The organism is Methanoregula sp. PtaB.Bin085 (assembly GCF_002067035.1).
In the GTDB taxonomy this organism is placed as follows: Archaea; Halobacteriota; Methanomicrobia; order Methanomicrobiales; family Methanospirillaceae; genus Methanoregula.
The window spans coordinates 25,812-39,579 of record NZ_MVQB01000028.1 but is presented as its reverse complement, the minus strand read 5'-3'; the positions used below and the strand labels follow the sequence as shown (position 1 = coordinate 39,579).

Below are 13,768 nucleotides of genomic sequence, written 5' to 3'. Positions count from 1 at the left end.
GTGGTAACGCATGTTGAATGACCTGATGGAAAAAAGGAAAAAAACCCTTGCAGAGTCTGAAGAACACAAAAACCGCCGCAACGAACTGAACGCATTGGCAAGCAAGTTTGCCCGTGACCGGAACACCTTAAACAACCAGACCCGCGAGTTCGTTGAAGAAGCCCAGAAGAACAAGGACCTCAGGGACAAGTATAACCAGGAAGTCCTGGATATCAAGGCAAAGCGCAACGAGCTCAACGACAAGGCGAACGTCCTCTTCGAGGAGATCGAGGCGTTCAAGAAGGAGCACGGTACCCAGAAGAACCGGGGTGTCAAGGAACTCCAGAAGCAGATCGAGTACATGGAGTACCGCCAGCAGACTGAGGTCTTCACCACCGATAAGGAACGTGAGCTGATCGACAAGATCAAGCAGATGAAGAGCCAGGTCCGCGAGCAGGAAGCCGAGCTCGAACAGAACAAGGAGATGCGCACGAAGGTCTCCGAAGCCCGTGAATTCCGCAAGCAGGCATCCGACCTGCACGCGAAGGTCACTGAGGTTGCAGAGCTTGCCCAGAAGCACCACGACCTCATGGTCGAATCCTACCGGAAAGCCGATAAGTCCCGTGAGGCTGCTGACGCGGCCCACAAGAGTTTTGTCGAGGCACAGGAATCGGCCGATGCCGAGCACAAGTTCTTCATCGCCTGCCAGAAGGAACTCCGCGATTATGACAAGGTAATATCAGGCCTGCGCAAGAAGACCAAGAAGGTCAAGGTCACCAAAGAACAGAAGGCTGTCAGGAAGGAAGCCGAGAGCCTGTTCAAGAATTTCCGCGCAGGCGAAAAGCTCACAACCGACGATATCCTCCTCCTCCAGCGCTCAAAACTCATCTGATTCCCTTTTTTTTAACAGTTCTCCTGCCGTGAGGAATGATTTAATAGATTTACGGCAATTTTATATTTAAACGAATGACGCAGGGACGAACGCTGGTCCTGAGTGTTGATCGGGACGACGATATCGGGTGGAAAGCAAAGATCGAGAGCCCGGCGGTTGGCAGGGAAGCATGCCTGAAAGCGGCGAACACGCTTGCCCTTGTCGATCCCGAAGACTCCGATGTCAACGCGATCTTCTCCGCTGTCAAAATATTCGATGAGCTGAGCGCCAAAGGCGAAGATACGGTAATCGCCGTTGTTGCCGGAAATCACCTCCACATGATCGATGGCGACCGGAGGATCGCGAGGTCCCTCGAGCAGGTCATCAGCGAAACCAGGGCAACGAACTGCATCCTCGTCACCGACGGGGCGGAGGACGAGTACGTCATCCCGATCATCCAGTCGTTCATCCCGGTCTCGAGCATCCGGAGGGTTATCGTCAACCAGATGCCGAACCTCGAAGGCACCTATTATATCCTGAAAAAACTGCTCGATGATCCCAAGATATCCCGGATGATCTTCATCCCGCTGGGTCTTGCGATGCTGCTGTACGCGATCGCCTACCTCCTGAACTTCCCCGGTATCGCGACATTCATCGTTATCGGGGTTATCGGGTTCTACATGCTGTACAAGGGCTTCGGGCTTGACGAGATTACTCACGGTATCATCGACGCTCTCCGGCTCTCACTGCAGCGCGGGCGTTTCTCGTTTGTCACGTATACCATCACGATCCTGCTCGTCCTCATGGGAATCGTCAACGGGTTCATCACGATGCTCCAGTATTACTCCACGGACTTCGGGGTCCTGCATTTCGTCATGCTCTTCATCTACGGGGCGATTGAGTGGATGATCGCTGGAGGCCTTGTTCTGTCGGTCGGGATCATCATCGACGTGTACTCCAATGAACGGGAGGGGCTTGGGAAAGTGATCGTGTTCCCCTTCTTCATCACGGCTATCGGCCTGATCCTCTACTGTGCGAGCCTCTTCCTCCTCCCGGTAAAAGAGATGTCCCACTTCCCACTTACTCCGGAAGCGGCCGCATCACAGATCGTCTACTTTGCGATTGCCGGCATCATCTCGGCGGTCTCCGGTGTCATTGCCCAGTTCTTCATCAACCGGAGACTGGCAGCGCTCCGCAACCAGGAGATCATCGAGACGATTTAACATACGGTACCGTTTTCAGGCATGCCGGTGCATTTTTCGTTCATCGTGAAATGATAAAAGGAGGCCTGCAAAAGAAAACACGGTATGGACTGAATCAGTTTTGTTGCGGAGGAACCGGAGCGTTGGTCTGTGACTCTGCTTTTATTCCTGGTCCCTGCACATCCATATCCGTAAAGAATCCCATCCCCCCGGGGAATTGTTTTGTATTGTTGAACCGCTTGGTGGCCTGCGGTGACTGAACGGTGAGGAACGGGATGACGACATTGAACTCATGGGAGGGATACCAGTATACCCCGTTTCCGTAGGACTGCGAAGCATTGTATACGGTAAAATCCGCGCTCGAGAGGTCGATTCTCTGGATCCTGGCATCCTCGTAGTTCAGGATCTTCAGCAGTTTGGTTTTGAGATCCTGTTTGCCCAGCAGGAAGAAGATAAACCGGGTCCCTTCGTCAACGGTATAATTGACATGGATAACCGCTGTTCCGTTATCGAGCCTGATATGGATGTCCTCGACCGTGATATAACTGTACCGGTCATTGTCTGCCGCCATGGCCGGGGCTGCACACCCCGCGAGGACGAGCATCAGGAAAGCCAGAGCATAGGCTCGCATTGCTGAATAAGTACGTGAATTCTGTTTAAATCGTTTTGGGTCGGGTACTATCGCCGTCTGAAAAATGCAAAAATTTATTTCTTGCTGGCAAGGATGATCTCAATGCTGGAGACATTGGTCTTGCCGGTATCGGTATCGATGATCTCAGTCGAGGTGATAATCTCCTTTTTCACAACCCCCTCAAGAAACCGGTTGAGGGATATCTCGGCGGTATCAACAGCCCGGGAGATCGCCTTGCCGCGTGCCTTGATCGCCACTTCCTCCGCGCCATTGTTGAACTGCGTCACGACGGCAAGAACGTAATTCATGACCGGCTTGTTCCCGACAAACACGGTGTTCTCTTTTACCTGCTGCATGGTGTCCTCCGCTGTCAGAGATACTTCTTCTTCACGATCAGTTCCGCGTTGAGCACGCTTGCGCCGGCAGCGCCGCGGATGGTATTGTGCCCCATGGCAATAAAGCGGATGCCTTCCCGCAGGCGGCCGACCGAGACGGTCATCCCGTTGCCCCGCATACGGTCGAGGCGCGGCTGGGGCCGGTCCTGTTCCTCGTCAAAGAAGTGGATCGACTCTTTGGGCTGCGTCGGCAGTCCTCTGATGGGCGGCTTGTAGTCCCGGAACGCCTTCTTCAGCTTCTCGACCGGCTCTTTGATGTCCACCCAGACCGCCATCGTATGGCCGTCAATAACGGGCACGCGGTGGCAGCTGGCGCTGACTTTGAACGGGGCATTGACCACTTTCCTGCCCTTCAGCGTGCCCATGATCTTGAGGGTCTCGGTCTCCATCTTCTCTTCTTCCTTGCCGATGTAGGGGATGACATTGTCATAGATGGCCATCGCTGCAACACCTTCGAACCCGGCGCCGGAGATCGCCTGCATGGTGGCAACGCGGACATCAGTGAACTTAAATTTGCGCAGGGGAGCGAGCGCAGTGACCATCATGATGGTGGAACAGTTCGGGTTCGTAACGATGAACCCGTCACGGCCGGTATCCTTCTGGACGTCGATAAGGCCCAGGTGTTCCGGGTTTACTTCGGGAACCACCAGGGGAATGATGGGATTCATCCGGTGGGAACTTGCATTGCTGCATACCGCTATGCCTGCGTCGGCAAATTCCTGCTCCACGCTGGTAGCGATCTCGGCCGGCAGGGCCGAGAAGACAAGGTCCACGTTCTTCATCGCCTTTGGCGAGGTCGGAACGACTTTGATCTTCCCGATCTTCTCCGGGAAAGGAGTGTCAAGCCGCCATTTGACGATCGAACCATAGGGTTTTCCCGCACTGCGGTCGGAAGCGGCGAGTGTCGTAAGGTTGAACCAGGGGTGATCTGCCAGCTCTTCGACGAACCGCTGGCCGACATTTCCCGTGGCTCCGAGTACTGCAACATTGATCATAGGTGTCAGGTCCTGTGTGTCTGTCTCGTTCCGCCATATCAGGTATGGCGGATAATAGTGTCCCATTTCATCTGTGATGATAAAAACATTGTTTTTTGTACGATTTTCCCGCTCCAGATGTCTTCCGGAGTATTCCGAATATGCCCTGTGGTCCTGTTTGGGAAAAACGATAATCCCCGATCGGGATACCGGATACAAAGCGCCCCGCCAGTCCCGGGGGACAGGAAAAACAGTGTACTGGTGCCGGAGTCTTATATCCGGGCTTATTCCATGTGGATTGCTTCCGACGGGCAGACGTCAACGCAGGTCTGGCAGTCAACGCACATGTCCTTATCGACCTTTGCCTTCTCGTTCTCGAGCGTTATTGCCGAGGCAGGACATTCACTCACGCAGGTTTCGCATCCGGTACACTTCTCTTTGTCAACGACTGCTACCAACTCGTTCACTCCGCTCTATATGTTTTGGCGGAAGGAAAAAAAGGGTTTCTATTTGACGAGCCTCATCAGAGGCGAGTCAGGAGAAGAACGCAAAGCGTCTTCGACATAACGGGGGTCGACAGATCCGACAAAGAAGAAGAACGTGTCATGGGTCTTCCACTCCGGACAAATGGGTCAGATTCCTCTGTAAATCAGGCAGGCACAAGATTCAATTACGTTCTCCAACCTGTACAGAACCGGAAAATTGAGTCTCACTTCTTCAGCGCCAGCACGTCGTTCATGCCGTAGATGCCGGGCTTTTTACCCACGACCCAGCGTGCTGCCATGACGGCACCGCTGGCAAAGACCGACCGGTCGTACGCCCGGTGGGAGAGCTCGATTGTTTCGAAGTTCTTCGAGAACATCACCGTGTGGTCGCCGACGATATCCCCGCCGCGGATGACATGCACGCCGATCTCATTTTTCCGTTCGGTCATGCCCTCGCGCCCGTACATCTTGTCGCGGGCGCCCGCCTCCTCCTCGATGATCTGAAGAAGGGTCTTTGCCGTCCCGCTCGGTGCATCCTTCTTGTTCCGGTGGTGGGCTTCGATCACCTCAATATCGTACTCCTTCAGAAGTTTTGCCGACTGCCGGACAAGCTGCTGGAAGATGTTCATGCCTATCGAGAAGTTGGTGGAGATGACGGCCGGGACATGGCCGCTGATCGCTTTCTCCATCTCCGTCCTCTGTTCCGCGGAGATGCCGGTCGTCCCCACCACGAGGGCGCAGTTGTTCCGGGCTGCCAGCTTCACGTTGTCCACGACTGCCGAGGCGACCGTGAAATCGATCAGCACATCCGCTTTCGTCTTTTTCAGGAAGGCATCCGCATCTTTGGCCGCAACGATCTCGGCACCGAAGAAAGACGCCGGCTTGAGGTTGATACCCCCTACCAGCTCGAGATCTTTCGACTCATGCACCATGCGGCCGATGATCTGGCCCATGCGGCCGGAGGCGCCGCAGACAACGACCTTTGCCATCGGATCTCACCGTCTCCGGCCTTTTGCGGCGGGCTTCTTTGCCGGGGATTTGGCCGGCTTCTTCGGTACCGCACGTGCTCCGGATTTCGGGATGGTTGCAAGGACCTTTTTCAGCTGCTCGGTCTTCGCCGCGTCAAGATCGTCAAGCGGGAGTCGGACAGGTCCGCCGGCCAGCCCCATCAGTTCGGCCGCTTTCTTGACCGGGATTGGGTTCGTATCTATGAACATGGACCGGAACAGCGGCGACATCGCGTAATGGAGCACGAGCGCCTTCTGGTAGTCTCCCTTCCTCATCGCGTCGCACATGGCGACCATCCGGGCCGGGTCGATGTTGGCCGCAACCGAGATAACCCCCGCTCCGCCCAGCGCCATGACGGGGATGGTGATATTGTCGTCGCCGGAGATGAGCACGAAGTCCTCGTCCTGCGTCTCCTCGATGACGCGGGACATCTGGCCGATGTTGCCGCTGGCTTCCTTAACCCCGACGATATTGGGGTGCTGCGCCAGTTCTGCGATCAGGTCCGGCTCCAGGTTCTGGCCGGTCCTGCCGGGGATATTGTAGATGACGACCGGGATATCGAGGTCGGCGAGTTTCGTGTAGTGCTTCACAAGACCAGTCCGGTTGGGCTTGTTGCCGTACGGGCTGATGACGAGCACACCGTCTGCACCGATGTCCTTCGCAGCTTTCGTCAGCCGGATCGCTTCTACCGTGTTGTTGGAACCGGTACCGGCAAGGACCGGTACCTTGCCATTGACCGCATCGACCGTGACCTCGATGACCTTCTCGTGTTCATCAAAGGAAAGGGTGGCTGATTCGCCGGTCGAACCGCAGGGCACAATCCCGTGGACGCCACGAGACAGCAGAAACCCGATGTTTTTCTGAAGGCCGGGGATGTCCAGGCCCATCGCGGGGTTTCTTTTAAAAGGGGTAATAATCGCTGGAAGGACACCTTCAAACATGAATAGGGTTATGAATGTTTCTTGGTATTTATTTTTCTTGTAATGTATCCGGCGATGCGGTTCCGGACCCGCTTGCTGTCGATAACCGCGGACTTCTCAAGCTGCTGCTTGTTCTCTTCAAAATTGTTCGAGAAACCTGCCCGCTGCTTGGTGACAAGTTCAGTTCCGATAGTCTTGATATAGGATGGCTTGATTCCCATGGAGTTTCCTCGCAAAGTGCATTATGTTAAATGCGGTTGGAGCAGATAATGATATTGTTGAGAACGTCGGCCGGATCCTCACCGGGCAGGATGATGCGCGAGTCCGCAGCGGTTGTGCCTCTCCGGTAAATGACGTCGGGGATCTCTTCTTTGCAGCACGATGCTATACCCCAGTCCATGGTGCTGATCCCTTTCTGCGATGATGCGGCATCCAAAAGAGCGCATTCGAGGAACAGGTCGTTTTCAAACACCCTGAGCGCACGGTCGGAATACTGCAGGATTGCAGCGCTCCGAATGGCCGGGTCGAATTTCATGATAGTCAGGATGACCGGGACAACCGGTTCACCGGTCCCGAATGAGCAGGATGCAGCGGCACTGCCCCCGGCACCCTTCCGTATCCCCCCGGCGGCAGCGGCAACGCTCCCGGCGTCCCGGGCACCCCTGAGGGCGTACCCGAACGAGATGCCCTCGGGCGGGACAAGCCGGGGACTGGCCGATCCTTCCGTCTGCGTCACCGCAGCCTGCAGCGCTGCGAGCGTATTGCTCCGTTCCTGTACCGGGTCCATGGATCGATCATCCAGTACTTGGCGTCGCTGTTCTTAAAACGTGATTATTCCAGCCCGAGTTCCGTGCGGATCTCCATCAGGCCTGCCAGCGCGTGACCGTAGAAGACCGGGATCTCCATCAGGCCGCCGATGAGGGCGATCCGGTTGCGGTCGCATCCGGCAGCAAAGGACTTCTCCTTTGCTTTTTTCGTTATCGTCTTCACCGAAACATCGGAAAGCCGGCCGCCCTTGACAAGGGCGCATGCCATGATAAGGCCCGAAGCGCTGTCTGCCGCCTGGAGTGAGATCTCCACCGGTGTCTCGTACGGGGCGGTATGAAGGAAATGATTATGGCCCGCGATGATCCCGCAGAGGTCATCCGGAATACCGGCAACTTTCAGAAGCCGGGCCCCGGCAACCCCGTGCTGCTGCATATCGCCGTTGACCTGTTCGAAATCAATGTCGTGCAGGAGCCCGATCTCTTCCCAGAGGGCCGGGTCGCCGCCTAGCGGACCGGCAACCGCTTTCATGATCGCCCCGGTTGCGAGGCAGTGTTTCACGAGCGCGTCCCCGTGCACGTGCTGCCGGAGGAGCGCGATGGCTGCAGATCGTTGCATGGCAGAATGATTTTCTTATGTCACCATGAGTGTATCGATTTTCGATTCTCAGAAAATATCTGCCTTGGAGAAACATGCATGAACTGGTTTTGTTCACACTGGAACGATGAAAAATACAGCATTTAGGATTTTTTGTGAGGGCTCCCCGCCTCAGGGCCCCTCTCGGGGCACGGCGGGGCCAGAGCAGGTCCGGAAAAACAGTATTTGAATGCCGCCGCGGGGCGCCCTTCGGGGCGGCGGCCGTTCATCTCAATCGGGGGCATGGGGGCATCAGCCCCCATAATCCTGTCATTTAACAGGATTTTTATCAAACCCGGCTCCCCGGTAAGAACTTGGATAAGCCTAAATCCTCCGGCAGCGAAAATCTGCGGTAATGGACGAACGACTTCTCGATGTGATCATCGGATTTGCCGCATTCCTCACACTCATAATCCTCCTCGCAGTCCTTCCCATGGTCATGCCTGCAGGGACTGCATACCTGGCGGCAATCATTGTATTCATCCTCTTTCTCTCGGGTGCCGGGTATTTCGTAAATGCAAAGATCACGTAGGCGGGGCTTTTAACGCTTCCTTTTTCTTTCCTTTTCCGGCAGCCAGGTCCTTCTTCCTGACCTTGTAGTAACTCAGCGGGTGGTTCACGTGCTCGCAGAGCTGGTCGCGGTTGACACAGAGGCCGGTCGTGCGCATCGCGGCACAGGCGGGTGCCGTGTACTCTGTCCCGGATCCCCCGCGCCCGGTAATGTGCTCAACCTGGTACATGGTCTTTTCCGGGTCGAAGTCCGGTGAGCGTGCAAAGAGCTGGGCGATTGCCGGGACGTCCATCCCGATTGTGTGGACGAACGAGGTCAGGGAGAACCGGCCGGCGTGGGTGAGGTTGGTGCCGGCGGTCAGGGCTTTTATCAGGGCCTGCATGCAGGGCGGGAATGCATTCTCTTCAATGGCACCGAACTGGCGGAGCATCTGCTCCTGGTACTCCTTTTTGATCGATTCAGCAACGGGCGCCAGCTGCTCGCAGATGCTCTTTGGCACGTGGTAGGGGAGGTCGCGGCGGAGGATGACGCGGATTCGCTCCCGGAGCAGTTCGAGGAGTTCCTCTTTTTTTATCTCCACAAACCCTTTGCTCACCCTGCGGTTGACGAGCTTGAACCGGTCTTCGTGCAGAACGGACACGATCTCGACATAATCGGCAAGCGGCATCCGGTCCCTTGCAAGGTCGATTCCGAACTCGGCAGCGATGTGTTGTGCAATGCGGCTGTTCTGGTCGTCGTCCAGTACGGCATTCTCGTTCCAGCCTTTCTCCGACTCAGAGCCGGTCTCGGAGTTGAGGAAATAGTACGCCCGTTCCGCCTCATACCGGGTGAGCCGGTCATAGAGCTGTTTGTCCTGGATGCAGGAGACAATGATCCGGGCCAGCACGTAACTTGCGATCTCGTCGTCATCGCGGTGCTGGAAATGGGCGGCGATGGTCTTCTTAGCCGCCAGCGCCTGGTTGATCCGCCGGACCGCGAGATCGGTCAGGAGTGCCCCTTTCTCCTGTTTCAGCAGCTGATCGATGGGGGGGAACGAGCGCTTGATATGGTCCTGGGCTTTTTTTAAAAAAGGGAAATGGGAAAGTTCCTTGGCCGATGGGGAATAGTCCATCAGTCAGCCTCGATCCGGGGAGCGAGGAGGTACTCGACATGGCCGTTTCCGCCGGCAATGTCGAACGAGAAGCGGACCGGGTGGTCGATGCCAAGGAAGATCTCGACCTGCTCGGCCCTGCTCATGACCTTGCCCATGTCCTTGAGATAATCGAGGCTGAAGAGTGACCGGGCTTCGACCGGGGTAAGGGATACCAGTTCGTCTTTTGAGAATTCGCGACGGATATGGTCTGTGTCGCCTTCGGCAACCAGGTAGAAGGTCTGGTCCTTCGGGTTGATCCCCAGCGCGATCTTGTCGGAGATCACCGCGGCTGCTTTCATCGCATTGTTCAGATCCTCGCCCTTGATAACGATCTTGCCCGGGAGGTTGATGGTGGGCGGGTTCGGATCCTTCCGGATCGTGTTGGTGTCAAGGAGGGTGATGGAGTAGTGGTACCCGTGGACAGAGACCGACATCTTCTGGGCATTGTCAGCCATCTCGATGCTGATGACATCACCTTTGGTGGCCATGCCGAAGATGTTCTTCATCTTCATCAGGTCGATGCCCAGCTGGCCTTTTGTTGCCTTGTAGGTCTCGAACGCTTCCTTCTTGAGGGTGAGTGCAACCATCGCGACGTTTGCCGTGTCAACCGCACGGGTTGAAAAACCGCTGTCGTCCGTATGGAGCCGGCACTCAGGGATGAGAGCCGAGATCGCATCGATTGCTTCCCTGAACATGTCTGCGTCTATCGTTGCTTTTAACATCGCTTACCCCTTAACAAACTGTCTTATACAGTATATCGTCATACTTTAATTATAGTGTTTTGGGTTTAGCCCGGGCATTTTTCAGGGACGGTCAGGCACATGGGATCGCAGTGGGGAACCGACAGGACGTACCTGCGGGCAAAGCACGAAGGATACCGATCGCGTGCAGCGTACAAGCTCCTGGAGATCCAGAAAAAATTTTCTATCATACGGCCGACAGACAATATCGTCGACCTCGGGGCTGCTCCCGGCAGCTGGCTCCAGGTTGAGCGTGCTCTCACAAACGCACGGGTGCTCGGGATCGATCTCAACCCGATTGCCGAGCTTGCCGGGGTGGAGACGATCGAAGGAGACCTGAACGATCCGGACGTGCTGGCACTGGTGCGGGAGAAACTTCCGATCGTGAACGTGGTCCTCTGCGATGCAGCCCCCAAACTTTCCGGTCACAAAAGCTACGACCAGGCACGGATCATCGAGCTGAACGAACAGGCGCTTGCCTTTGCGAGCAGGGTCCTGAAACAGGGAGGCAATTTCGCGATCAAATCATTCCAGGGGACGGATTTCCCGGAACTGTATGCGGACTGCAAGAGATATTTCTATTCTGTCAAGACCTGCAATACAAAATCCTCGCGCAAGGGAAGCACGGAACTGTATATCGTTGCAAAGAATTTTATCGGTACGGAAGGCACAGAATGACGCTGAAGGATCCCCATGGCCGCCCGGTCAGTAACCTCCGGGTCAGCCTGACCCCGCGGTGCAACCTCTCCTGCATCTACTGCCACCGCGAGGGCGAAGATGCCCCGGGGACGTCCCTGACCGCTGCAGAGATCGCCGAGGTCCTGAGGGTTGCAGCAGGTTTCGGGATCCGGAGCGTTAAATTCACCGGCGGCGAACCGCTGCTCCGTCCGGACCTTGCCGATATCATCCGGTCCGTCCCTGACGGTATGGAATCGTCTATGACCACCAACGGTACGCTCCTTGCCGGTTCTGCTGCCGATCTCAAAGAAGCTGGCCTCCGTCGGGTAAACGTGAGTATTGACAGCCTGAACCCGGATACATACAGGAAGATCGCCGGCACCGACCGGCTCTCTGATGTGCTGGAGGGGATCGATGCCGCGCTCGGGCACGGCCTGACACCGGTCAAGCTGAACATGGTTGTCCTCAAAGGGATCAATGATCACGAGGTTGACGACTTTCTTGCGTACGTCCGGGGCAATCGTGACCTCGTGCTCCAGCTGATAGAGCTGATGCACTTCAATGACTGCGATCATCACGGTGAGCTGAACGGCCTCGAGGCCTCCCTTGCCGCCCGGTCGAAGCAGATCGTGACCCGCCGGATGCACCACCGGAAGAAGTACTGTCTTGACGGGGCGGAAGTGGAAGTGGTCCGGCCGCTCCATAACACCGAGTTCTGTGCGTACTGTAACCGCCTCCGTCTCACCTCTGATGGCAAACTGAAGCCATGCCTGCTGCGGACCGACAACCATGTCGACATCCGGGGCACAATGGGAAAAGCACTCGAGGACCTTTTTATCGAAGCGGTGAAACGGCGCCAGCCGTTTTTTACCTGAACCTCCAACCGGCCCCCCGTATCTTCGTCGTGTGCCGGATACACCCCTCCGGCACGAAGCGAATATATTTACGATGCCGTTGCCAACTAACCGGACATGCAGGATGACAGCGAGTACATGCCGGTGCTCCGGCACCTGTACGGGAAATCCCTGGTGCTCCACGATCCCGGGGCTTTTGACAAGGTACTTTACTTCTACTTCATCGACGCGCTCGCCCACATCGATTACACGCTGAGCCTTTCCGTCTGGAACTACGAGTCGCCGAAGAATATCATGGGCGCGGAATACCTTCGCTGGCGGATCGACGAAGAACAGAAGGGAGATCGTGCAAAATTCCCCGGTTTTGTCAACTGGCTGCGGGAGAAGAAACCCGAACGGTTCGGGAAACTGCCCTCTCTCTGGCAGATGATCTACGATACCGAGGACCCTGCCTGTTACCGCAGCTTCCGGATCGTCCTCGATCCCGACAGCAGGAAGCCGGTCCCGGCAGATTATCTCCATGCGATGATCGACGAGTTCTTTGAACCGGAGTTCCTGAAAAGCCTGTATGAGGAAGGATCGCTCGCAAAGCTCTTCCGGGAATACCTCAGCCAGGGCTGACGGTACGGGGATACTGTCATGCATGTACGCCGGATCTGTTCGGACCTCGTGAAGATCAACAGCGAAAATCCTCCCGGCAGGACCGATGAGGTCATCGGGTACATAAGGTCGTTCCTCGACAGTATCGGGATACGGTCGCGGGTCTATGGCGATGACCGGGGCATGTGCAACCTGGTCACGGACCCGGCACGCCAGCCTCTCATCCTGTCCGGGCATGTCGATGTCGTCCCGGCACGCGATGCGGCGTGGACGTATCCTCCCTTCTCCGGGAAGATCGATAAAAAATATGTACACGGGCGCGGTTCCACGGATATGAAAGGCGGGTGTGCATCGATCCTTTCTGCCTGTAAAATGATGGCGGATGCCGGGCAGGAGATCCCGGCTACGCTGGTCTTTGTCTGTGACGAGGAGACCGGTGGACAGAGCGGGATCCGGCGCATTCTTGCCGACCGCATCCTTGCTCCTGCTGACTGCATCATCGCGGAGCCCACTCCCTGCCGGAACCCGGCCATCGGGCAGAAAGGGCTCTGCCGGTTCGGATTTGAATTCACTGGTGTCCCGGCCCATGGCTCGCTCTACCCGGCCGTGGGAACGAGCGCGATCATGGAAGCGTTTTCCCTGATTCAATATGTCGACACACTCCATTCCCGGAATTTCCCGCTCAGCCCGGATCTTGAAGAGATCCTGGCCCGTTCCGCTGACGTGATGAGGTCTGAATTCGATCTCAATGGCAGCACGGATATCCTCCGGCACCTGACCTACAACCCGGGAACAATCCGCGGCGGCGAGAAGTCCAATGTCGTTGCAGAGCATTGCGTCCTCGAACTCGAGATGCGGGTTCCGTGGGGATGCCCGCTGCAGGACCTGAAATCGGAGATCATGGCTCATGCAGGGAACGCGAAGGTGATCCTCGAGGAGAGCCACGAACCCTCGATGACCGATCCGTCGGGGACTCTTGTGAAGACCACCTGCGAAGAGATAGAAAAGGTCTGGGGAGGAGAGGTCTTTCCCTTTGTCCAGTGGGCCGCAAGCGACGCCCGCCACCTCCGGCTCCATGGCTTCAGTGTGCTCGAATACGGGCCCGGCGAGATAAAAACCCTGCATGCCGTCAATGAGCGGGTCACCATCGAATCGCTCGGGAAGGCTGCGCTCGTGTACCGCGGGATCATGGAGCGCTACGCGGGGATGGGCAATTAGTACAGAGATATCAAAACCGGAGATTTTTCATCAGAAGAAATTCTCTATCAGCAGATATGATCGCCCCCCTTGCGCCAGCCCTGCCCCCGTTGGGGGCGGGGGCGCATTGCGATTGCTACTCAGAATGTTTTTGGGAAATTCATGAGAATCGGGAATTATCCGCTATCGC

18 protein-coding genes are annotated in these 13,768 nt (G+C 56.4%); 7 read left to right on the top strand and 11 right to left on the bottom strand.

From position 1 onward, the window contains the following. Positions 1-10 precede the first annotated feature (10 nt). Both A4E33_RS07150 and A4E33_RS07145 read left to right on the top strand, forming a co-directional pair. A complete protein-coding gene (locus A4E33_RS07150; protein WP_292347005.1) occupies positions 11-871 on the top strand; it encodes a coiled-coil protein in 861 nt (286 codons plus the stop codon). A gap of 74 nt (positions 872-945) precedes the next feature. Continuing rightward, positions 946-2,073, top strand: coding sequence for a DUF373 family protein (locus tag A4E33_RS07145; protein WP_292347004.1), 1,128 nt, complete (start codon positions 946-948; stop codon positions 2,071-2,073). Between the two features lie 94 nt (positions 2,074-2,167). Here the strand turns inward: A4E33_RS07145 and A4E33_RS07140 are convergent, their stop codons facing one another. The 9 genes from A4E33_RS07140 to A4E33_RS07100 form a co-directional block, all read right to left on the bottom strand. Continuing rightward, entirely contained in the window at positions 2,168-2,683 is a 516-nt protein-coding gene (locus A4E33_RS07140) for a hypothetical protein (protein ID WP_292347003.1), read from the bottom strand. A gap of 74 nt (positions 2,684-2,757) precedes the next feature. Continuing rightward, on the bottom strand, positions 2,758-3,039 hold the full coding sequence (gene albA / locus A4E33_RS07135) for a DNA-binding protein Alba (protein WP_292347002.1): 282 nt from the start codon (positions 3,037-3,039) through the stop codon (positions 2,758-2,760). Between the two features lie 14 nt (positions 3,040-3,053). Next, positions 3,054-4,073: an aspartate-semialdehyde dehydrogenase gene (gene asd, locus A4E33_RS07130; protein WP_292347058.1), complete on the bottom strand. Its 1,020-nt coding sequence runs from the start codon at positions 4,071-4,073 to the stop codon at positions 3,054-3,056. Positions 4,074-4,336: 263 nt separating this feature from the next. Continuing rightward, on the bottom strand, positions 4,337-4,510 hold the full coding sequence (locus tag A4E33_RS07125) for a 4Fe-4S binding protein (protein ID WP_292347057.1): 174 nt from the start codon (positions 4,508-4,510) through the stop codon (positions 4,337-4,339). Between the two features lie 251 nt (positions 4,511-4,761). After that, a complete protein-coding gene (gene dapB / locus A4E33_RS07120) occupies positions 4,762-5,526 on the bottom strand; it encodes a 4-hydroxy-tetrahydrodipicolinate reductase (protein ID WP_292347001.1) in 765 nt (254 codons plus the stop codon). Positions 5,527-5,532: 6 nt separating this feature from the next. Beyond that, the gene (gene dapA, locus A4E33_RS07115; RefSeq protein ID WP_292347000.1) at positions 5,533-6,486 is read right to left on the bottom strand and encodes a 4-hydroxy-tetrahydrodipicolinate synthase; all 954 of its coding nucleotides are present in this window, start codon (positions 6,484-6,486) and stop codon (positions 5,533-5,535) included. Positions 6,487-6,494: 8 nt separating this feature from the next. Beyond that, entirely contained in the window at positions 6,495-6,686 is a 192-nt protein-coding gene (locus A4E33_RS07110; protein WP_292346999.1) for a 30S ribosomal protein S17e, read from the bottom strand. Positions 6,687-6,712: 26 nt separating this feature from the next. After that, positions 6,713-7,252: a thiamine-phosphate synthase family protein gene (locus A4E33_RS07105; RefSeq protein WP_292346998.1), complete on the bottom strand. Its 540-nt coding sequence runs from the start codon at positions 7,250-7,252 to the stop codon at positions 6,713-6,715. A 44-nt stretch (positions 7,253-7,296) separates the two neighbouring features. After that, positions 7,297-7,848, bottom strand: a complete 552-nt coding sequence (locus A4E33_RS07100; protein ID WP_292346997.1) for an HDIG domain-containing metalloprotein — start codon at positions 7,846-7,848, stop codon at positions 7,297-7,299. A gap of 373 nt (positions 7,849-8,221) precedes the next feature. Here A4E33_RS07100 and A4E33_RS07095 point away from each other — a divergent pair, with 373 nt between their 5' ends. Then, on the top strand, positions 8,222-8,398 hold the full coding sequence (locus tag A4E33_RS07095; RefSeq protein ID WP_292346996.1) for a hypothetical protein: 177 nt from the start codon (positions 8,222-8,224) through the stop codon (positions 8,396-8,398). On the opposite strand, the gene priL is transcribed toward A4E33_RS07095, so the two are convergent. Both priL and A4E33_RS07085 read right to left on the bottom strand, forming a co-directional pair. Further along, positions 8,391-9,488, bottom strand: coding sequence for a DNA primase regulatory subunit PriL (gene priL, locus A4E33_RS07090; RefSeq protein ID WP_292346995.1), 1,098 nt, complete (start codon positions 9,486-9,488; stop codon positions 8,391-8,393). The two genes, A4E33_RS07095 and priL, sit on opposite strands and share 8 nt — an antisense overlap. Next, entirely contained in the window at positions 9,488-10,231 is a 744-nt protein-coding gene (locus tag A4E33_RS07085; protein WP_292346994.1) for a DNA polymerase sliding clamp, read from the bottom strand. The genes priL and A4E33_RS07085 overlap by 1 nt, the downstream gene beginning before the upstream one ends. A 99-nt stretch (positions 10,232-10,330) precedes the next feature. On the opposite strand from A4E33_RS07085, the gene A4E33_RS07080 reads away from it, so the two are divergent. The 4 genes from A4E33_RS07080 to A4E33_RS07065 all read left to right on the top strand — a co-directional run bounded on the left by A4E33_RS07080 (position 10,331) and on the right by A4E33_RS07065 (position 13,599). Then, positions 10,331-10,927: an RlmE family RNA methyltransferase gene (locus tag A4E33_RS07080; RefSeq protein ID WP_292346993.1), complete on the top strand. Its 597-nt coding sequence runs from the start codon at positions 10,331-10,333 to the stop codon at positions 10,925-10,927. Next, entirely contained in the window at positions 10,924-11,802 is an 879-nt protein-coding gene (gene moaA / locus A4E33_RS07075; protein WP_292346992.1) for a GTP 3',8-cyclase MoaA, read from the top strand. Before A4E33_RS07080 ends, moaA begins: the two co-directional genes overlap by 4 nt. Positions 11,803-11,898: 96 nt before the next feature. Further along, complete coding sequence (locus A4E33_RS07070) at positions 11,899-12,402, top strand: hypothetical protein (protein WP_292346991.1); 504 nt, start codon at positions 11,899-11,901, stop codon at positions 12,400-12,402. 18 nt (positions 12,403-12,420) lie between these two features. Continuing rightward, positions 12,421-13,599 carry a M20/M25/M40 family metallo-hydrolase gene (locus A4E33_RS07065; protein ID WP_292346990.1) on the top strand — a complete coding sequence of 393 codons (1,179 nt, stop codon included), beginning with the start codon at positions 12,421-12,423 and terminating at the stop codon, positions 13,597-13,599. Positions 13,600-13,768 lie beyond the last annotated feature (169 nt).